Below are 18,833 nucleotides of genomic sequence, written 5' to 3'. Positions count from 1 at the left end.
GTGGACGACCAGGAGCGGTTGGAGCGGAACCGGGAGACGTGGGATCTGCGCGTTGGGGCGCACGTCGGGTCGGAGTTCTACGACCTCGAGGGGTTCAAGGCGGGCGGGAGTTCGCTGCGGTCGTTCGAGGTCGAGGCGCTGGGCGAGGTGCGCGGCAAGAGGCTGCTTCATCTGATGTGTCACTTCGGGTTGGACACGTTGTCCTGGGCCCGGATGGGTGCAGAGGTGACCGGCGTGGACTTCTCGGGAGAGGCAGTGGCGGCCGCCCGGCGGCTGGCGGACGAGATGGGGCTGCCGGCACGCTTCGTTCAGGCTGATGTGTACGACGTGGCCGACATACTCGAGGCCGAGTCGTACGACGTGGTGGTGGCGACGTACGGGGTGTTGGTCTGGCTGCCGGATCTTGCCGAGTGGGCTCGGGTGGTGGCGCGGCTGCTGCGCCCCGGCGGCGTGTTGTTCGTCGCCGAGTTCCATCCGATGCAGAGTCTCGTCGACAGCGAGTTGCGGATCTGTACGTCGTACTTCCGGACCGGGGCGGCCGATCGGGAAGTGGCGGCGAGCTACACCGGGCAAGAGCTTCCGGCGCACGTGCAGAGCACCTGGCCGTGGACGGTGGGTGGGCTGGTGACGGCGCTCGCCGGTGCTGGGTTGCGGATCGAGCGGTTGGACGAACTGCCCGTGGACCTGCGCCAGCGCCATCCGCGGATGGCGCTGGGCGACGACGGTCTGTGGCGACTGCCAGGCGATCCGATTCCTCTCCTGCTGACCTGTCTGGCTCGATCAGTCGGCGTGGGTGGGTTGGGTGGGGGAGTGGCGGAGGGCGGCGGTGGCCGGGAGCAGCGTTGAGCCAAAGGTGAGTACGGCGGCGGCGCCGACGATCACCAGGAAGATCCACAGCGGTCCGGTGGGGATGGCGCTGGCGGAGACAGCGGCCGAGAACGGGAGCAGGCAGGCCAGGGCGACCAGGGTGCCGAGGGTGATGCCGGCCAGGGTGACCAGCGTGCTCTCGGTGGTGAGCATGCGCAGGACCTGCATCCGGGTCGAACCGGTGAGCCGCTGCAGAGCGAACTCGCGGCGGCGCCGCAACGTGGTGGAGACCAGAGTGTTGACGACCGAGACCGCGGTGTACGCGATCAGCATGCCGACCAGCATGTAGTTGACCCACGCCTGTGTCTGCAGGTCCTCGGCGTTCGCGGCGACCAGAGTGTCCCGATCGGCGACCTGTACGCCGGGATGCGCGGCAGCCACCTTCGCGAGCGCCGGCTGTACGTCGGCACCTGGTGTGGAGCGAACCAGGATCTGCTTGGTCAGACCGTCGGTGGTGTGCGCGGCGACCAGCCTGGCCGGCAGGATGATGCTCTCGTAGCCGCGCTCGGCCGCGAATGTGGCGACCACCCGCAGCTTCACCGAGGTCCCGTCGCCTAGCGTCATGGTGATGTCCGAACCGACTCCACGGTCCATCTTCCCCGCGACGTACTCGGGCAGCGCCACAGTCGATCCGGTCAGGCCGGCAAGCGATCCACTGGTCACCTGCACCGGCGCCGTACCGTCCTTGCCTTGGGCATCCACGCCGAGCAGAGGCGCGCCGTCCTCGTCGAACGGAGCGTTGCGAGGCTCGTCGATCACGCCGGTACTGCGGACGAACGCCGAGGCACTCGCCACACCGGGAACCGCGCGGACCTGGTCGACCAGCGCGGGTGACATACCGGCCTCGGAGACCAGCACGGTGTCGGCCTTCAGATCACGGGTGAAGGCCTCGGACGCCGCATCCATCTGAGTGGTCTGCATGTAGAGGTTGGCGGTCGAGATGCCGACGGCAAGCATCACCGGCATGACCGCGGCCGACATCGCGACCGATCGTGCCGTGACGTTGCGGATCGCCAGCCGCCCGTTCACCCGGGTCAGCAGTTGCACAGGCCAGCGCCAGATCGCGAGCACAGCCTTGGTCCAGAAGGGGCCGAGCAAGGCGACACCGATTGCCCAGCAGAGTACGGACGGACCAGCGGTGGCACCGGCGAGCGGACCGGTCATCACGGCTGCGGTGACGATGAGCAGCGCCAGTCCACCGCCGAGAGCCAGCAGGCCGAAGAGCAGACGGATCCAGCCGAACCACTTCCGCTGCAACGACGCCTCAACCAGCGCCTCGACCGGCTTGATCTTCGCGGACTTGCGGGCCGCGATCAGGGCCGCACCGATGGCCGCGAGGATGGCCGCGCCCGCGCCGGCCGCGAACGGGATCATGCCCTGGGAGAACTCGACCACCGGCGACGCGACGCCGTGCGAACCCAACTCCTGGAAGAGGAACCGGCCCAGGAAGACGCCAGGCACCACGCCGACCAGGACCGCCGGGATCGACACCAGCATGGACTCGCCAAGGATCATCCGGCCAACCTGGCCGGGCGTCGTACCGATGCCGCGCAGCAGGGCGAACTCGCGCTCTCGGTGCTGTGCCGACAGCGCCAGCGTGGACGCGACCACGAACATCATCGTCATCGCCGCGATGCCGCCGAAGGAGCCGGCGATCGAGATCAGCGCGACACGCTGCGCCTCGGTGCCGGGGTGCTCGGCCAGGCCACGGTCGATGCCGGTGCTGACGGTGATGCCACCGTCGATCGCCTTGATCCGGTCCTTCACCTTGTCGACATCGGTGCCAGGAGCAAGCAGTACGCCGACGTCCGCGAACCGCGCGGGATTTCCGGCCAGCTGGCGCGCCTCATGGTCGGAGAAGAACGAATGCCCGGCAGGCCCCTGCGCGATGCCGCTGACCGTGAAAGTCTCAGGGTTGCCGTCGATGACATAGGTGACCCGGTCGCCGATCTTCGTGCCCGCAGTCGTGCTGACGACCTGACCAGCGGTCGGCGCACGACCGGAGGTCAGCTTGTATGGCGCCAGTGTGGCGGAGGACCAGTTGTGGCCTTCAGCAACCGTGAGACCGCTGGAGCCGAGGACCGAAGCGGGGAAGGTCAGGTCGCCGATCGCGTCCGAAACCCCTTCGACAGAACGAATCCTGGAAACAAGATCGGTCCGAACGCCGACACGCTCGGGCAGCGCTGTCGCGTCCTCGGCGCCCGGCCGCAGGTGCGACTGCTTGCCGGTGACAACGAGAGGGGCGGCGGCGAGACGTTCGGGGGAGACGTTGGAGCGGATCCCGGTCTCCATCAGACCGCCGCAGGCCATCACGATCGCGGTACCGAACACGACCGCCACGAAAGTGGCGATGAAGCCGCCCTTGCGGAATCGCAGAGTACGGACGGCCAGGCGCATCATCGGGCCACGCCCTGCAGGTTGGACCGCGCGCCGAGGTGGGTCATCCGGTCCGCCACGGCCTCGGCCGTCGGCGCGAACAGACTGCCGGCCAGTACGCCGTCGGCCAGGAACACGACCTGGTCGGCGTACGAGGCGGCGACCGGGTCGTGGGTGACCATCACCACCGTCTGGCCCTGCGTGCGGACCGGCTCGCGCAGCAGTTGAAGGACGTCGGCCGCGGTCTGGGTGTCCAGGGCGCCGGTCGGCTCGTCGGCGAAGATGACCGCCGGGCGGGCGACCAGTGCGCGGGCGATCGCGACGCGCTGCTGCTGACCACCGGACAGCTCGCCGGGGCGGTGCTTGTGGCGATCACCGAGGCCGACGCGGTCGAGGACCTGACGGACCGCGGCGCGGTTCGGGCGGCGGCCGTCCAGTTCCAGCGGCAGGCAGACGTTCTGCCAGACCGTCAGCGCGGGCAGCAGGTTGAACGACTGGAACACGAAGCCGATCCGGTCGCGGCGCAGCTCGGTGAGCTTGCGCTCGTTCAGGTCGGCCAGTGGCTGGCCGTCGATCAGCACGCTGCCCGACGTCGGCCGGTCGAGACCGGCGGCGCAGTGCAGGAACGTGCTCTTCCCGGAGCCGGACGGTCCCATCACCGCGGTGAAGGTGCCGCGGGCAAAGCCGATGGAGATGCCGTTGAGGGCGGTGACCGCGTTGCCGCCGCGACCGTAGACCCGTCGTACGTCCTGCAGGAGCACCGAGTGCTCGCTCGTGGCGGCCGCTTCCTGCGCGCGCCTCATCCGTCGCGTCGTCTTCGTCATGCCGTTGACGCTACGGAGCCGGGACCGGTCTCCCCAGGGTGCTGGACCGCCGCTCAGGGTGGGTGAAAGTCCACCCCCGCTGGGGTGCCCCTAAGCGCGGAACAGGGCCTTCAGTCCGGCGGTGTAGGTGTCCGGGGTGACGTCGCCGATGAGCAGCCGCTGGAGCACGAAGCCCGGCAGCATGCCGAACATGACCTGGGCGATGTACTTGGGATCGGTGTCCGGGTCGACGGTGCCGTCGGCCTGGGCCCGGCGTACGACGTCCTCGAAGTGCTCCCGGAGCAGCAGGTACTTGCCGCCCGCGATGTCCAGGATGGCGGGGTTGTGCAGCGCCTCGGCCCACGCCTGGACCGCGACCCTGGTGACGTCGCCGCCGGGCCGTTCGGCGATGGTGACCGCGTGGTTGAGCGCCGCCTCCAGTGCGGCCAGCGGCGTCAGCGGGTGCTCGGTCGTGAGGATCTTCTCGAAAAGTTCGTCGACGGTGCCGAGGGCTTCCTCGGCGATGGCGGCGACGATCTCCTCCTTGCTCTTGAAGTAGCCGTAGACCGCGCCGGCGGACAGGCCGGACTCACGGATCACGTCGGCCATCGTCGTCTTGTGGAAACCCTGCTCGACCACGCAGGTACGGGCCGCGGCGACGATCTGCGCCCGGCGCGCCACGCGGTGTTCCTCCGTGACCTTCGGCATAGCGCGAACATAAAACGAATGTCCGTTCTTGACAAGCTGCCCCTCGATGTTCCAGGCTCGAATCAATAAAGAACGATCATTCGGTTTTAACGAAGGAGTCCTCGTCATGTCCGCTGAGGTGCAGGGCGACCGCCGTCGGCCGCCTGTGGTCGCGGTCGTACTCATGCTGACCGCACTGCTCACTGTCCTGCTGATCGCATTCGCCTGGCCGGCCGCACGGTCCGAACCGCGCAACGTCCCGCTCGCCGTGGCCGGCCCCGCGCCGGCCGTCGCCCAGGTCGAGAACAGTCTCGAGCAGGCGATGCCCGGTGGTTTCCAGGTCACCGCCGTACCGGATCGGGCCACCGCGGTGCAGAAGATCCAGGATCGGGACGTGTACGGCGCGATCGTGCTCGACCCGCAGCAGCCCGAGATGCTGACCGCGTCGGCCGGCGCTCCCGCGGTCGCGCAGATCCTGACGCAGATGTCGAGCCGGTTGTCGCCGGACAACCCGCCCAAGCTCACCGACGTCGTACCACTACCGAAGGACGATCCGCGGGGTGCCGGTCTGGCCGCGGGTGCGTTGCCGCTCGTGCTCGGTGGGATCATCGCCGCCGGCGCGCTGACTCAGTTGGTGCGGTCGGGTCCGCGGCGGATGGTCGGTGCCATCGTGTTCTCGATCACGGGCGGTCTCGCGCTGGCCGCCGTACTGCAGTACTGGCTCGGCTCGTTCGAGGGCAGCTATCTGGCCAACTCCGGCGTGATCGCGTTGTCGATCGCGGCCGTGAGCCTGACGCTGCTCGGTCTGGAGTGGCTGCTCGGTACGGCGGGGCTCGCGCTCGGAGCCGCAGTGATGATGTTGCTCGGCAACCCGCTGTCAGGTCTGACGAGTGCACCAGAGATGCTGCCGAGCGGTTGGGGTGCGCTGGGCCAGCTGTTGCCGCCAGGTGCCGCGGGTACGGCCCTACGTTCGGTGAGCTTCTTCGACGGCGCGGGAGTCGGGCGTCCGCTGCTCGTCCTGGGCTGCTGGCTGGTCGCCGGGCTGCTGCTGTGTTCACTCGGTGCAATGAGATCGCAGCGCGTCGTACACGCCCGCCACGAGGCGAAGCCCGTTACTGTCTGAACAAAGTTCCGGCGCGGTGATCGGATTGTTACGCTCCGGTGGCCGCGTCGAGGCGTACCGGCGGCGACAACGTTGTCTGTCAAGCATTGACTTCCCAGCCCCGGGCCTCCTACCGTCGCGACAATGACCGCTGGGTTTCGGTCGGGGTACCGGGATGACAACGATTGCCCGAAGGTGGACGTGATGACAAGGAAACGTTTCAAGGCAGCGGCCGCCATGAGCGCGTTGCTGCTGCTGGCGGTCTCGGCCTGCAGCCAGGGTTCGACGACCAAGCAGCCGGAGGCGGGCAGCTCGCAGAGCGCCGGCCCGGCGAACATCAAGATCGCCTACCAGCAATGGGGCCCGGGCGTCGTGATGAAGAACTTCCTGACCGGCGTGAAGACCGAGTACGAGGCGGCCAACCCCGGGTCGAAGGTCGAGATCCTGCCGATCGTCGCCAGTGAGAACGACTACTACACCAAGCTCCAGCTGATGATGCGGTCGCCGAACACCGCCCCGGACGTGGTGTACGAAGACACGTTCCTGATCAACTCCGACATCACCGCGGGCTACCTGCGGCCGCTCGACGACTACATCAAGAACTGGGACCAGTGGGGCCAGTTCGAGGACACCGCCAAGGGCGCGGCGAAGGCGCTGGACGGCAAGACGTACGGGATCCCGGACGGCACCGACACTCGCGCACTGTGGTACAACAAGCAGCTCTTCGCGAAGGCCGGGCTCCCCGCCGACTGGCAGCCGAAGAGCTGGGACGACGTACTGTCCGCCGCTCGGACCATCAAGCAGAAGGTCCCCGGCGTCATCCCGATGAACGTGTACTCCGGCAAGCCGATGGGTGAAGCCTCGGCCATGCAGGGCTTCGAGATGCTGCTGTACGGCACCAAGGACACGCTGTACAACAACGACCAGCAGAAGTGGGTCGTCGGCAGTCAGGGCTTCAAGGACTCGCTGAACTTCGTCAAGACCGTCTACTCCGAGGGCCTCGGCCCGTCGCCGAAGCAGGCGCTCGACCCGAACATGGGCAGCAAGGTCGGCACCGAGCTGCTTCCGGGCGGCAAGCTCGCGATCGCGCTGGACGGCTCCTGGATCTACGGCAACTGGCAGAAGACCGGTGCGAAGCCGTGGCCGCAGTGGACCGACGTGCTCGGGCAGACCGCGATGCCGACCCAGGACGGCAGCGGCAAGGGCAAGGTCAGCCTCTCCGGTGGCTGGACCTGGGCGATCCCGGCCAAGTCGAAGAACCCCGACGCGGCCTGGAACCTGATCAAGACCCTGCAGACCCAGAAGAACGCGGCCAAGTACGCCACCGACGGTGCGCAGATCGCGGTCCGCAAGGACGTCGCCAGCGACGCCGGGTACAAGAGCTCCTCGAAGAGCACCCAGTTCTTCACCGATCTGGTCTCCGTCACCGTGTACCGGCCGGCGTACGCCGAGTACCCGAAGGTCTCCAACGAGATCATCACCGCGATGGAGGCGGTGATGACCGGCCAGTCCTCGCCGGATGATGCCGCGAAGACGTACGACGAAGCGGTCGAAGGCATCGTCGGCAAGGACAAGACCACTCAGGGCCAGTAAGTCCGGCCCGGCGAAGGAATTCCCCCTGTGACGACGACTGTCGCTCCCACTTCGGCCGCATCCGCTCCTCCCGGCAAGTCCGCCGGGAAGAGCGGGCGGCCGAAGGCCGCGAAGCTGTTCCGGATGTTGCCGTTGAGCCCGGCGATCGGGTTGATGCTGGTCTTCCTGGCCGGCCCGATCATCTACTGCCTGTACGCCGCGTTCACCAACATGGCTTTGACCGGCACAGGTGCGGCGAACGTGAAGTTCGTTGGCCTGGACAACTTCCGTAAGGCCTTCGGCAGCGGCGCGTTCACCAACGCGATCTGGCTGACCCTGGTGTTCACGCTGATCTCCGCGATCATCGGCCAGAACACTCTCGGGCTCGGCCTGTCGCTGCTGATGCGCCGGTCCACGAAGGTGGTCCGCAACTTCGTCGGGACCGCGGTCATCGGTGCGTGGGTGCTGCCCGAGGTGGTGGCGGCGTACCTGCTCAGCGCGTTCTTCAACGACGAGGGCACGCTGAACGTGATGCTGCACGCGGTCGGCCTGCCCGGCCAGGACTGGTTGTACGCGGCACCGATCATCGCGGTGTCGCTGGCCAACATCTGGCGTGGTACGGCGTTCTCGATGCTCGTGTACTCCGCCGCGTTGAGCGAAGTACCCAAGGAGATCGAGGAGTCGGCCGAGATGGACGGCGCCTCCGGCTGGCGGCGGCTGCTGTTCGTGACGCTGCCGATGATCAGCCGGGCGGTCATGACCAACCTGATGCTGATCACGCTGCAGACGCTGAGCGTCTTCGGCCTGATCTACGCGATGACCCGCGGCGGCCCGGGCACGAAGAGCCAGACGTTGCCGCTGTACATGTACGAGCAGGCGTTCAGCTTCTCCCAGATCGGCTACGGCACGGCGATCGCCCTGGTGATGCTGGCGATCGGCGCGGTCTTCTCGCTGATCTACCTGCGTGGACTCAACTCGGAGGCAGCGTGATAGCCCGCGACCGGATCAGCAAGGTGGCCGGCAACCTGGTGTTGCTGGCGATCGGCGTGCTGTTCGTGCTGCCGTTGCTGTGGGTGCTGTTCGCGTCGATCAACCGGACCGCGGGTCTGCGGGTCGAGTTCCCGACGCATCCGACGCTCGGCAACTTCAAGGCGGTGCTGAACACCGACACGACGTACCGGCCGGTGCTCAACGGCATCGTGCTGTGTGGTGGTGCGGCCCTGCTGACGATGATCTGCGCGGTCCTGGCGGCGTACCCGCTGTCCCGCTTCAAGTCGAAGTTCAACCGGCCGTTCCTGCTGACCGTCCTGTTCTGCACCGGGCTGCCGATCACCGCCGTCATGGTGCCGGTCTACGGCCTGTTCGTGCAGCTGAACCTGGTGGACACGCTCGGCGGCACGATCATGTTCATGGCGACCGCCTCGCTGCCGTTCGCGATCTGGCTGACCAAGACGTTCATGGACGGCGTACCGATCTCGCTCGAGGAAGCGGCCTGGGTGGACGGTGCCGGCAACATGCAGGCGCTCGCACGGATCGTGCTGCCGCTGATGTGGCCCGGGATCGCGGTGGTGCTGATCTTCACCTTCATCGGCATGTGGGGGAACTTCTTCGTCCCGTTCATGTTGTTGCTGTCGCCCGAACGCTTGCCTGCCTCGGTCAGCATCTTCACGTTCTTCGGGCAGTACGGCGAGCCGAACTACGGGCAACTGGCGGCGTACTCGCTGATCTACACGATGCCGGTCCTCCTGCTGTACCTCCTCCTCAGCAAGAAACTAGGCGGCGCCTTCGCCCTCGGCGGAGCCATCAAGGGCTGACGGACACCGCTCGCGAAAGGACACCGCTCCGCGGCGGCTGGCCTTTCGGCTGCCTGCGGCTGTAAATCGCTGGCTGATGGGGCTACTCGGTGGGACTATCCGCGGGTCGGGGCGTTGGTTGCTCTCGCCCGATTCGTGGAGGGGGGACGGTCATGACCGTCGGCGCGGAGCCTGAGGTTCGTGCGGTGGCTGGGGTGTTGCGTGGGGGGTGGGCGGCGGGGGTGGCGGTGTTTCGGGGTGTGCCGTATGCCGAGCCGCCGGTTGGTGCGCTGCGGTTTGCGGCGCCGCGGGCTGTGGGTGGTTGGACGGGGGTGCGGGCGGCGGATTCGTACGGGCCGCCGCCTCCGCAGGCCGGCGTGCTTGCGACGGGTGCGCGCACGGACGAGGGTGCGGGCGACGACTGGCTTTCGGTGAACGTCTGGTCGCCCGATCCGGCGCCGGGGGCCGGTTTGCCTGTGCTGGTGTGGATTCCTGGCGGCGGGTATGCGGTTGGGACATCCAGTCTTCCGGAGTTCGATGGTGGTCGGCTGGCTGCTGGCGGTGTGGTCGTGGTGACGCTCAACTATCGGCTGGGCGTGGAGGGGTTCGTGCAGATCGACGGCGCCCCGGCTAACCGGGGCCTGCTCGACCAGGTTGCCGCGCTGGAGTGGGTGCGCGACAACATCCGGGGCTTCGGCGGTGACCCGGATCGGGTGACGGTCTTCGGCCAGTCGGCGGGTGGCGGATCGGTCGCCGCACTGCTGGCCATGCCACGGGCGGCCGGGCTGTTCCGTCGGGCCGTCGCACAGAGCGTGCCGGGGACGTTCTTCTCGCAGGAACTTGCCGCCGACATCGCCGCCGCCTGCGCTGCCGAATTGGGCGTGCGGCCAACGATGGCCGATCTGTCCGCCGTGGAGCCGTCTCTGTTGTCCGCCGCGGGCGACGCCGTGTTCGCGAAGATGGATGAGTGGAAGGACCGTTGGGGCCCGATCACCTACCGGCGGATCCCGTACGCTCCCGTTGTCGACGGCGACGTACTCCCGGCGACGCCGTGGGAGGCTTTGGCCGACGGTGCCGGCCGGGACGTCGACCTGCTGATCGGGCATGTCCGTGACGAGCACCGGCTGTTCAGCCTGATCGAGGGCGTGCTGGGCCAGGTGACCGAGGAACAGGCCGAGACCGCGTTGCACACCCTCGCCCCGGACGGCGCCCGCAGCTACCGCGAGGCGTTCCCGGCCGCCGGCCCGGAGGAGCTCTATGAATTGGTCAACTCCGACTGGCTGTTCCGCATGCCGACGCTCCATCTCGCCCAGGCGCACGCCGCCTCGGGCGGACGCACCCACCTCTACGAGCTGACCTGGCCCGCCCCTGGCTTGGGCGGCGGACTCGGTGCCTGCCACGGCCTCGACGTACCCCTCGTCTTCGGCAACCTGAGCAGCGGCCAGCCCGCCTTACTGATCGGCGATCCCCCCTCCGCGGAGGCGGAGGCACTGTCCGCACGCATCCGCGCCGCCTGGACGTCCTTCGCCACCGACGGCGACGCCGGCTGGCCGACGTACGACGACCAGCGCCTCGTCCAACTCCTCGACACCCAATGCACCGTCACCACCTACCCAGAGGAAACCTCCCGCCTCCTCTGGCAGCACTACACCTTCCCAGCCCTCCCACTGATCGATCGGTAACGATCGAAGGCTTCACGCAGTACCGGAAGTCGGTTGCTCCCTTGCGGTAGCGCTCGAGATCCAGCTGCCGAGGAGGTTGAGGGCGTCGGCGGATGGTGAGGCTGGTTCGGGGGTGTAGACGGTGAGGGTGAGGCCGGCGTCGGCGGACAGTTCCAGGGCTTCGAAGTCCAGGGTGAGTTCGCCGACGACGGGGTGGCGGAAGGTCTTGGTACCGGTGCGGTGCAGGCGGACGTTCTGGTCGGCCCAGCGGGTGCGGAAGTCGTCGCTGCGGGTGCTGAGCTCGCCGATCAACTCGGTGAGGTCCTGGTTGTACGGATCGCGGCCGGCCTCGGTGCGCAGGATGGCGACGTTGGTGTTGGCGGACAGAGCCCAGTCGGGGTAGAAATCGCGGGCGTTGGGGTCGAGGAAGCCGAATCGGGCGAAGTTCGGTGCTCGGCCCGGGGCGCTGACAGCGCTGTCGAAGATCGGTGCGAACAGAGCCCGGCCGAGCGCGTTGGCGGCGAGGATGTCGAGGCGGCCGTTGCGGACGAGCGCGGGTGTGGCCGCCATGCCGTCGACGATCCGCTGAACGGCGGGCCGGACTCGCCGTGCGGGTTCCCGGCGAGGAGTTCGGCTGCTCGCATTCGCGGCGCGGGCGAGATCGAACAGGTACGTGCGCTCGGCCTCGTCGAGCTGAAGAGCCTCGGAGATGCCGTGCAGTACGGTCTCGGAGACGCCGGAGATGTTGCCCTTCTCGATCCGCACGTAGTAGTCGACGCTGAGTCCGGCCAGCATTGCGACCTCCTCGCGACGCAGGCCCGGCACGCGCCGATTACCCCCGTAGTGCTGCAGCCCAGCCTGCTCCGGGGTGACCTTTCCCCGCCGGCTGACGAGGAAGTCGCGCACCTGCTTCCGGTTCTCGGTGCCCATGCCCTCCAGCGTACGAACCCGGTTGCAGGCGAGGGGGGTTCTGTCAGAACCCGGTTCAGCCCGACCTCCCGCGCATCGATCGATCCGCGTTGACTGGACGCCGTACGGCGAAGGTCCCGGGCAGCCACCAGCACATCAGGAGAACAGACCATGCACGAACGCACCCTTGGCACTGGCGGCCTGACGGTCTCGGCCGTTGGGCTCGGTTGTATGACGATGACCGGTGGCTACGGCGGCCGGCCCGACCGGCCGGAGATGATCAGGCTGCTGCACGCCGCCGTGGATCGCGGTGTCACCTTCTTCGACACCGCGGAGATCTACGGCCCGCACGCGAACGAAGAGCTCGTCGGCGAGGCGCTCGCGCCGTACCTGGACCGCGTGACCATCGCTACGAAGTTCGCGACCGACATCGATCCGGTGGAACGCAAGCCGCGAGGCCGGATGCTGCGCCCCGACCAACTCGCCGGCGTCGTCGAGGGCTCGCTGCGGCGGCTCGGAGTCGACGCGATCGACCTCTACTACCAGCATCGGGTCAACCCGGATGTTCCGATCGAGGAGTTCGCCGGGGCGGTGAAGGAGCTGATCGAGGCCGGCAAGGTCAAGCGGTACGGGATGTCCGAGGCAGCGGCCGGCACGATCCGTCGCGCCCACGCCGTACAGCCGGTGACAGCGATCCAGAGCGAGTACTCACTGTGGTGGCGACGTCCTGAGCAGGAGGTCCTGGCCACCTGCGAAGAACTCGGCATCGGGTTCGTGCCTTACAGCCCACTCGGCAAGGGATTCCTCACCGGAACTCTCAGTACGTCGAGCAGCTTCGACAAGGACAACGACCTGCGGGCACGCATTCCGCGCTTCGGCGCCGACGCCCTGCGGCACAACATCGCCATGGTCGAGCTGGTGCGATCCGTCGCGACCGCGAAGGAGGTCACGCCGGCGCAGATCGCGCTCGCGTGGCTGCTCGCCCAGGAGCCGTGGATCGTCCCGATTCCCGGCACGACCAAGCTGCACCGGATGGAGGAGAACATCGCCGCCGCCGACGTCACCTTGTCCACCGACGAGGTGGCTCAGCTCACCGAGGCGTCGGCGCAGATCGAGATCGAGGGTGGCCGCTACCCGGACGAACTCGAGGCCCAGACCAACCTGTAGCCGATCCGTCGTACTGTCGCTCTCGGCAGACGACTTGATTGGTTGGAGGCATGGTGGTGGAGCTTGTCGGGCGGGTTGGGCTTGGGGTTGCCGGGGTGTCGATGGTGGCCCGGGATCGGGCTGCTGATCTGGCGATGATCCGGGCCGGAATCGCTGCGGGTACGGCGATTCTCGACACTGCGCGGGCGTACGCCCAGGTCGATGCGCCGTTGTACGGCGAGGAGCTTGCGGCGGAAGCGGCTCGCGGTACGGGGGTGATCGTCGGGACGAAGGGCGGCCATTCGCGGACGGGCCTGACCACGTGGGACGCGGACATCAGCCCCGGCCGGATCCGGTCGGATGTGGAGACGAGTCTGCAGGTGTTCGGAGGCGAACGTCTCGAGCTGTACTACTTGCACAGAGTCGACCTCGCCGGACAACCTGTCGAAGAGGGCATGTCGGCCCTGGCGGCTCTTCGCGACGAAGGCAAGCTGGCACGGATCGGTCTGTCGAACGTCACCGTGGCCGATCTCGAACGCGCGACCGCGATCGCTCGGGTTGACGCCGTACAGAATCTGCACAGTGCGATGGGACGCGAGTCAGCCGAGGTCCTCGCGTGGTGCGAAGCTGGCCAGGTGCCGTTCTTCGCCTACTCGCCGCTCCGCTCGTCGGCCACTGCGCCACGGCTGGCGGCGATGGCAGCCGCACGTGGCGTCTCCCGGCAACGCCTGCAACTGCGGGCACTCCTCGCGTCGTCTCCCGTCCTGTCGGTGCTCTCGGGCGCAACCCGTCCCGAGACCGTCCTCGATTCGCTCGCTGCCGAGTCCGAGCCTTGGGACGACGACCTCCAGACCGCCTACGAAGAAGACCTTGCGATCACGGCTTAGGCGGTGTGAGTGCCTCCAGGCGTTGGTGGAGGGTCCGGAGGGTGTCGGCGGAGTCGGTGCGGATCGCTTCCGGGATCTCGTCGAGCACCCGCCAGTACTCGAGTTTGTCGGTGAAGGTCCATTCCAGTTGGAAGCACGCGACCCAGGCGCGGGCCGAACACACGAGGATCCGGAAGGCCCAGACCGTGCGCTCGTTGTCGTCGGCCGGCGCCGCATCCGCGAGCGCCTTGAGTACGCCCTTGTGGGCTTCGGCTGCGACCGTGGCGGGCTCGCGTTCGTGCCACGCGTCGCGGAGCGCTGCCGTTGAGCGTTCGAGCGCGAACGCGACCAGCGCGCCGACCCCCGTCTGAATCATCGCGTCCAGTTGCGGGTCGCCGGCGACCAACTCGGAGACCGACTGCGACCCGACGGCGGTGCCGAGTACCAGGAAGAGTCTGACGATGAAGCTGAACAGCCGGCTGAGGCGCGAGTGGTCCTTGGTGATCTCGATGTGCTGCAGCTGCGCACGGAGCTGTTTGATGGCTCGCAGCGCCGTACGACGATCCGCGCGCGACCGGCGGGTGGCGAGCTCGAGGATGTCGTCGATCTCGTCGGCCGGGATGCCGAGCAGATCCGCCACGTCCGCGAACGGCAGCTCTGCCAGCAACGCGGCCGCGGCCGTCCCCTGAGTGGACTTCTTGGTCTGACGCCGGGACCGCTTCGGCTCTCCGGCCTGGACCCGTTCGGCGACGAGGTCGAGCAGGTCGTCCAGCCCGCGTACGACGTCCCGCAGCGCGGTGTCCGCGGTCTTCCAGCGGTAGCTGGCGAGCGCGCTCGTACGCCGGAAGTCGTCCTGCACCACCTGCTGCAGCTCCTCCGGCCACCCGGCAACCGCAACCTCCGGCGGCTCCTCGAACGCCGGCAAGTCCGTAGCCCCAGGAGTAAAAGGCGGAGCACCGGCCTCGGAGCGCGCTACCTCTTCGTTCCTCTTCCCCTGGCCCGGCACGATGAAGCTCACCCCCCAACCTTACGTGCGACCGCCGGTCACGCTTCGTCAGCTGGATGCAGGAATTCGGGGGAGGTGATGTCGGATGGGTAGTGGGGTGTTCGTAGGAGGGGTGAGCGGCTGCCTATCAGGGGCGCCACCGTACTCGAGGAGAGCATCATGAGCGCGACTTACACCTTCGACGTCTTTTCCAGTCTTGACGGCTTTGGCGCCCACAGTGGCGACTGGGGTGGTTACTGGGGCAAGCAAGGCCCGGAGTTGCTCGATCACCGGTTCGCCTTGTACGGCGAGGAACAGCGGATGGTCTTCGGGGCCAACACCTACCGGGCCTTCGCCGAGATGCTGGCCTCGAGCACCGAGGGGTCCGAAGTACATGATCCGTGGGTCACCCGGATGAGGCACCTTCCGGCAACGGTGGTGTCGAGCACGCTCCGAGGACCGCTCGACTGGCCGGACGCGACGGTCGCGAACGGCGACGCCGTCGACATCATTGCCCGGCTCAAGGAGGAGTCCGACGTACCGCTGCGCTCGCACGGCAGCCCGTCGCTGAACCGCGCGCTGATGGCCGCCGGCCTGGTTGACCGCGTGCAGGTGACGATCTTCCCGGTCGTCGCCGGTCAGACCGGAGCGGACCCGATCTTCGAGGGTGCCGCCGACTTCGATCTCGAGCTACTCGAGCACCGGACGCTCGACGGCAACACTCAGGAGCTCACCTACCGCCCCACCTTGCATGCCTGAGTCCGTCCGACGCCACAAGATCCTGTGACTGGTTGTCCATCGTTGTCACAGGGGGTGACAGGCGAGGGCTGCCGGAACGGGGTGGATTTCGCTACCTTGGTGTATTGGTCCTTCGATCTGCAGGAGGCTCCGTGAAGATCAACGACGTACTGCGCGGCAAGGGCAACCAGGTCGTCACCATCTCCCCAGAAGCCACTGTCACCGAACTGCTCGCACTGCTGGCCGAACACAACATCGGCGCGGTCGTGGTCAGCCCGGACGGGTCGTCGGTGGCCGGCATCGTCTCCGAGCGCGACATCGTCCGGCTGTGGAACGGCACCCCGGAGGCGGGCGACGTCCGGGTCAGCGCGATCATGACCGCCGAGGTCCGCACCTGTACGCCGGACGAACTGATCGACAACCTGATGCGGCTGATGACCGAGCACCGGATCCGGCACGTGCCGGTCGTGGTCGACGGGGCCTTGTCCGGACTGGTCAGCATCGGTGACGTGGTGAAGTCCCGGATCGGCGAGCTCGAGTTCGAGCGGGAGCAGCTGTCCAACTACATCTCCAGCTGATCGACCCGGAAGCCCCTGGCGGGGGACTACAGTCCGTGCATGGATCCGACACATCCCACGGACGGTGACTCCGGTACGCCGTCCTCCGGGCAGCCCCCGTACGGCGGCACACCGCAACAACCTCCGTACGGCGGATCACCGCAGCAGAACCCGTACGGCGGATCACCGCAGCAGCCGGGGCAGCCGGGGCAGCCGGGGCAGCCGGGGCAGCCGGGGCAGCCGGGGTCGGGCCAAGCCGGTCCCGGGCAACCCGGGTATCCGGGACAACCGCCGTACCAGGGGCAGCAGTACCAGGGCCAGCCATATCCGGGGCAGCCATACCCCGGACCGCAGTACGGCGGGCAGGCGCCGTACCCCGGCATGCCCGGTCCCGGGCCGTACCCGGGGCAGCCGCAGAAGACGAGTGTGCCGGCGATCCTGTCGCTGATCTTCGGGGTGCTCGGCGGCATCCTGATCAGCATCGTTCTCGGCATCGTCGCGCTGACCCAGATCCCGAAGAAGGGCCAGAAGGGCAAAGGCCTGGCCATCGCCGGGCTGGCGGTCTCCGGTCTCTGGCTGGTCGGCATCGTGGTCGCGATCGCCGTGTTCGGTGACGGTGAGCCGGATCGGGACGCCTCCGGACAGGTCACCACGACGCAGAACACCCGACCGGACAAGCTCCGCGTCGGCGACTGCGTGAGCGAGATCAACGAGGGCGAGGTCGCGAACATCAAGGTCGTCCCGTGCAATCAGCCCAACGGCGGCAAAGTGTTCGCTGTCTTCGACCTGCCGGCGGGGGACTGGCCGGGACTGACCGCGGTCCAGACGTCGGCCGAGAAGGGCTGCACCGACCGCTGGAAGGCGTCGAAGCAGCAGGCTTCCGCGGATTCCAGCATCTTCTACCTGCACCCGACCGAGGACGGCTGGAGCCTGGGCGACCGCGGCACGACCTGCCTGCTCACACCGAAGTAGGAACAACACGCTCCTGGGGGGAGACATGAATTATCCGCGAGACCCGAAGTTCCCGGAATACACTGCCCGGCCGCCGGCCGTGAACCCGAAACCGGACCCCGGCCCGCCGCCGCCGTTCCCGAACATGCGGCCTGTCGCGCAGGTGCCGCACCCGACGCTGAGCATCCAGGCCGTGTTCGCGCTGGTGTGCGGCGTGATCGGGCTGTTCCCGGTGAGCATCCCGCTGGGGATCGCCGCGCTCGACCGGATCAGGAAGCGAGGCCAGCGAGGCGGTCGCCTCGTGGTGACCGGGTTCGTCGCCTCGGGCCTGTGGATCGCCATCTTCGCGTCGATCATCAAGAACTACCCGGACAGCTCGGAGCCGGATCGGGATGTGGCGTCGGGGCAGGTGACGGCGGCCAAGACCACGCGACCTCAGGACCTCAAGGTCGGCGACTGCGTGGCGAACCTGGAGGAAGGCACGGTCAAGAAGGTCACCGTGAAGCCCTGCGACCAGCCTAACGGCGGCAGGGTGTTCGCCGTGTTCACCTTCCCGCCTGGCAGCTGGCCGGGACGCGAGACCGTGGACGAGAAGATGAACGACGGCTGCTCGGAGCGTTGGTCTGCGTCGAACGAGCAGGCGACCGATCCGTCGGACATCTTCATCCTCGGGCCGACCGTGGACAGTTGGCGGCTCGGTGACCGCGGCGTCACCTGCTTGCTGACACCGAAGTAGGAACACAACAAACTCCTGGGGGGAGAACATGAATCACCCGCGAGAGCCGAAGTTCCCGGAATACAGCGCCCGGCCGCCGGCCGGGAACCCGCAACCGGAACCCGGCCCACCACAGCCGTTCCCGACCATGCCGCCGGTCTTGGCGGGGCTCAGGCCGACCAACAGGAAGGCGGTGCTGTCGCTCGTCCTCGCCGTCCTGGGGCTTGTCCCGGTCAGCATCCCGCTCGGGATCAAGGCGATGGACCAGGCGAAGAAGAGAGGCGAGCAGGGCGCGCGGATCGCGATCACCGGGTTCGTGATCGCTGCCGTCTGGATCTCTGTCGACCTGAGGATCCTCAATCATTTCCTGGACCGGATCGATCCGGACTCAGCCGCGCACACGGCGCGTGAGCCGGTTGGGCCGGGGAGCAAGCTCAAGGTCGGCGACTGTGTCGAGGACCTGCCGCAGGGGGAGGTCAGGGACGTGGTGGTCAAGCCGTGCGATCAGCCCAACGGCGGCAGGGTGTTCGCCCGGTTCGCGGTGCCGGACGGTCCGTGGCTCGGCGACGAGGTGATGCGGAAACCTGCGGAGCAGGGGTGCTGGAATCGGTGGGTCGCCTCGAAGGAGCAGGTCAGCCGGCCGTCACGCGTCTACGTCCTCCGGCCGAGCGAGGACGCTTGGCGACAGGACGACCGGACTGTCACGTGCCTGGTCGTGCCGCAGTGATCAGGTCGCGAAGAGCATGAGGAGCATGGCCGCGAAGAAGAGGATGACCAGGGTCAGGAGGGCGGTGCCGATCATGCCGCAGATCTGGCCGGCCTGGGCCATGCCGCGGTTGTTGTAGACGCCAGGGGAGGCGTCGATCTCGGCAAGGGCCTGGTTGCCGAGCCACCAGGCCACCGGCGAGAGGAACACGAAGCCGGTGCAGAGCGCGATCGCGCCGAGGACCAGCGAGACGGTGGCCTGCGAATGGTCCTGCAGGATGCCGTACGCCGGCCGGTCCGGGAAGCCAGGCTGGACCGGGTACGCCGGCCAGAAGGTGTGCGTGCGGTCCGTCGCGTCGGTGGGACGTTCGGCGAACGACATCATCGTGCTCCTCTACTC

At 67.9% G+C, this 18,833-nt stretch carries 19 protein-coding genes; 13 read left to right on the top strand and 6 right to left on the bottom strand.

Annotation, left to right across the window (positions count from 1 at the left end; translation table 11 throughout):
• Positions 1–846: a class I SAM-dependent methyltransferase gene (locus AB0I34_RS13815; RefSeq protein ID WP_360444626.1), complete on the top strand. Its 846-nt coding sequence runs from the start codon at positions 1–3 to the stop codon at positions 844–846.
• On the opposite strand, the gene AB0I34_RS13810 is transcribed toward AB0I34_RS13815, so the two are convergent.
• The 3 genes from AB0I34_RS13810 to AB0I34_RS13800 all read right to left on the bottom strand — a co-directional run bounded on the left by AB0I34_RS13810 (position 781) and on the right by AB0I34_RS13800 (position 4,754).
• Positions 781–3,267: an FtsX-like permease family protein gene (locus AB0I34_RS13810; RefSeq protein ID WP_360444623.1), complete on the bottom strand. Its 2,487-nt coding sequence runs from the start codon at positions 3,265–3,267 to the stop codon at positions 781–783. The two genes, AB0I34_RS13815 and AB0I34_RS13810, sit on opposite strands and share 66 nt — an antisense overlap.
• Entirely contained in the window at positions 3,264–4,067 is an 804-nt protein-coding gene (locus tag AB0I34_RS13805) for an ABC transporter ATP-binding protein (RefSeq protein ID WP_360444621.1), read from the bottom strand. Before AB0I34_RS13805 ends, AB0I34_RS13810 begins: the two co-directional genes overlap by 4 nt.
• 90 nt (positions 4,068–4,157) lie before the next feature.
• A complete protein-coding gene (locus AB0I34_RS13800) occupies positions 4,158–4,754 on the bottom strand; it encodes a TetR/AcrR family transcriptional regulator (protein ID WP_360444618.1) in 597 nt (198 codons plus the stop codon).
• 106 nt (positions 4,755–4,860) lie between these two features.
• Between AB0I34_RS13800 and AB0I34_RS13795 the strand changes: the two genes are divergently transcribed.
• The 5 genes from AB0I34_RS13795 to AB0I34_RS13775 all read left to right on the top strand — a co-directional run bounded on the left by AB0I34_RS13795 (position 4,861) and on the right by AB0I34_RS13775 (position 10,882).
• Positions 4,861–5,856 carry a hypothetical protein gene (locus tag AB0I34_RS13795; RefSeq protein WP_360444615.1) on the top strand — a complete coding sequence of 332 codons (996 nt, stop codon included), beginning with the start codon at positions 4,861–4,863 and terminating at the stop codon, positions 5,854–5,856.
• A 183-nt stretch (positions 5,857–6,039) separates the two neighbouring features.
• The gene (locus AB0I34_RS13790; protein WP_360444612.1) at positions 6,040–7,428 is read left to right on the top strand and encodes an extracellular solute-binding protein; all 1,389 of its coding nucleotides are present in this window, start codon (positions 6,040–6,042) and stop codon (positions 7,426–7,428) included.
• A 27-nt stretch (positions 7,429–7,455) separates the two neighbouring features.
• Complete coding sequence (locus AB0I34_RS13785) at positions 7,456–8,397, top strand: sugar ABC transporter permease (RefSeq protein WP_360444609.1); 942 nt, start codon at positions 7,456–7,458, stop codon at positions 8,395–8,397.
• Positions 8,394–9,221: a carbohydrate ABC transporter permease gene (locus tag AB0I34_RS13780; protein ID WP_360444606.1), complete on the top strand. Its 828-nt coding sequence runs from the start codon at positions 8,394–8,396 to the stop codon at positions 9,219–9,221. Before AB0I34_RS13785 ends, AB0I34_RS13780 begins: the two co-directional genes overlap by 4 nt.
• A gap of 152 nt (positions 9,222–9,373) precedes the next feature.
• Positions 9,374–10,882 (top strand): carboxylesterase family protein, encoded by a 1,509-nt coding sequence (locus tag AB0I34_RS13775; RefSeq protein WP_360444603.1) that lies wholly within the window; start codon positions 9,374–9,376, stop codon positions 10,880–10,882.
• A 12-nt stretch (positions 10,883–10,894) separates the two neighbouring features.
• On the opposite strand, the gene AB0I34_RS13770 is transcribed toward AB0I34_RS13775, so the two are convergent.
• Complete coding sequence (locus tag AB0I34_RS13770; RefSeq protein ID WP_360444600.1) at positions 10,895–11,791, bottom strand: helix-turn-helix transcriptional regulator; 897 nt, start codon at positions 11,789–11,791, stop codon at positions 10,895–10,897.
• A gap of 150 nt (positions 11,792–11,941) precedes the next feature.
• On the opposite strand from AB0I34_RS13770, the gene AB0I34_RS13765 reads away from it, so the two are divergent.
• Complete coding sequence (locus AB0I34_RS13765; RefSeq protein ID WP_360444597.1) at positions 11,942–12,937, top strand: aldo/keto reductase; 996 nt, start codon at positions 11,942–11,944, stop codon at positions 12,935–12,937.
• 50 nt (positions 12,938–12,987) lie between these two features.
• Entirely contained in the window at positions 12,988–13,803 is an 816-nt protein-coding gene (locus AB0I34_RS13760) for an aldo/keto reductase (protein WP_360444594.1), read from the top strand.
• Here the strand turns inward: AB0I34_RS13760 and AB0I34_RS13755 are convergent.
• Positions 13,793–14,707: a hypothetical protein gene (locus AB0I34_RS13755; RefSeq protein WP_360444591.1), complete on the bottom strand. Its 915-nt coding sequence runs from the start codon at positions 14,705–14,707 to the stop codon at positions 13,793–13,795. The genes AB0I34_RS13760 and AB0I34_RS13755 overlap by 11 nt on opposite strands.
• A gap of 240 nt (positions 14,708–14,947) precedes the next feature.
• On the opposite strand from AB0I34_RS13755, the gene AB0I34_RS13750 reads away from it, so the two are divergent.
• The 5 genes from AB0I34_RS13750 (at position 14,948) to AB0I34_RS13730 (ending at position 18,455) form a co-directional block, all read left to right on the top strand.
• Positions 14,948–15,526 (top strand): dihydrofolate reductase family protein, encoded by a 579-nt coding sequence (locus tag AB0I34_RS13750; protein WP_360444588.1) that lies wholly within the window; start codon positions 14,948–14,950, stop codon positions 15,524–15,526.
• 131 nt (positions 15,527–15,657) lie between these two features.
• Complete coding sequence (locus AB0I34_RS13745; RefSeq protein ID WP_131516222.1) at positions 15,658–16,083, top strand: CBS domain-containing protein; 426 nt, start codon at positions 15,658–15,660, stop codon at positions 16,081–16,083.
• 39 nt (positions 16,084–16,122) lie between these two features.
• Entirely contained in the window at positions 16,123–17,034 is a 912-nt protein-coding gene (locus AB0I34_RS13740) for a DUF4190 domain-containing protein (protein ID WP_360444585.1), read from the top strand.
• A gap of 25 nt (positions 17,035–17,059) precedes the next feature.
• Positions 17,060–17,749 carry a septum formation family protein gene (locus tag AB0I34_RS13735; protein WP_360444582.1) on the top strand — a complete coding sequence of 230 codons (690 nt, stop codon included), beginning with the start codon at positions 17,060–17,062 and terminating at the stop codon, positions 17,747–17,749.
• Positions 17,750–17,777: 28 nt separating this feature from the next.
• Complete coding sequence (locus AB0I34_RS13730; protein ID WP_360444579.1) at positions 17,778–18,455, top strand: hypothetical protein; 678 nt, start codon at positions 17,778–17,780, stop codon at positions 18,453–18,455.
• On the opposite strand, the gene AB0I34_RS13725 is transcribed toward AB0I34_RS13730, so the two are convergent.
• A complete protein-coding gene (locus tag AB0I34_RS13725; protein WP_360444576.1) occupies positions 18,456–18,815 on the bottom strand; it encodes a DUF4190 domain-containing protein in 360 nt (119 codons plus the stop codon).
• Positions 18,816–18,833: the final 18 nt, after the last annotated feature.

The organism is Kribbella sp. NPDC050281 (assembly GCF_040655855.1).
GTDB lineage: Bacteria > Actinomycetota > Actinomycetes > Propionibacteriales > Kribbellaceae > Kribbella.
Note: the sequence above shows the minus strand (reverse complement) of the source record. Positions and strands in the feature narration are given on the sequence as shown.

Coding starts and splice junctions, on each gene's coding strand:
- AB0I34_RS13800 (WP_360444618.1), bottom strand. CDS start 4,754: ATGCCGAAGGTCACGGAGGAACACCGCGTGGCGCGCCGGGCGCAGATC.
- AB0I34_RS13810 (WP_360444623.1), bottom strand. CDS start 3,267: ATGATGCGCCTGGCCGTCCGTACTCTGCGATTCCGCAAGGGCGGCTTC.
- AB0I34_RS13750 (WP_360444588.1), top strand. CDS start 14,948: ATGAGCGCGACTTACACCTTCGACGTCTTTTCCAGTCTTGACGGCTTT.
- AB0I34_RS13805 (WP_360444621.1), bottom strand. CDS start 4,067: ATGACGAAGACGACGCGACGGATGAGGCGCGCGCAGGAAGCGGCCGCC.
- AB0I34_RS13795 (WP_360444615.1), top strand. CDS start 4,861: ATGTCCGCTGAGGTGCAGGGCGACCGCCGTCGGCCGCCTGTGGTCGCG.
- AB0I34_RS13775 (WP_360444603.1), top strand. CDS start 9,374: ATGACCGTCGGCGCGGAGCCTGAGGTTCGTGCGGTGGCTGGGGTGTTG.
- AB0I34_RS13725 (WP_360444576.1), bottom strand. CDS start 18,815: ATGTCGTTCGCCGAACGTCCCACCGACGCGACGGACCGCACGCACACC.
- AB0I34_RS13765 (WP_360444597.1), top strand. CDS start 11,942: ATGCACGAACGCACCCTTGGCACTGGCGGCCTGACGGTCTCGGCCGTT.
- AB0I34_RS13730 (WP_360444579.1), top strand. CDS start 17,778: ATGAATCACCCGCGAGAGCCGAAGTTCCCGGAATACAGCGCCCGGCCG.
- AB0I34_RS13790 (WP_360444612.1), top strand. CDS start 6,040: ATGACAAGGAAACGTTTCAAGGCAGCGGCCGCCATGAGCGCGTTGCTG.
- AB0I34_RS13735 (WP_360444582.1), top strand. CDS start 17,060: ATGAATTATCCGCGAGACCCGAAGTTCCCGGAATACACTGCCCGGCCG.
- AB0I34_RS13760 (WP_360444594.1), top strand. CDS start 12,988: ATGGTGGTGGAGCTTGTCGGGCGGGTTGGGCTTGGGGTTGCCGGGGTG.
- AB0I34_RS13740 (WP_360444585.1), top strand. CDS start 16,123: ATGGATCCGACACATCCCACGGACGGTGACTCCGGTACGCCGTCCTCC.
- AB0I34_RS13770 (WP_360444600.1), bottom strand. CDS start 11,791: ATGGGCACCGAGAACCGGAAGCAGGTGCGCGACTTCCTCGTCAGCCGG.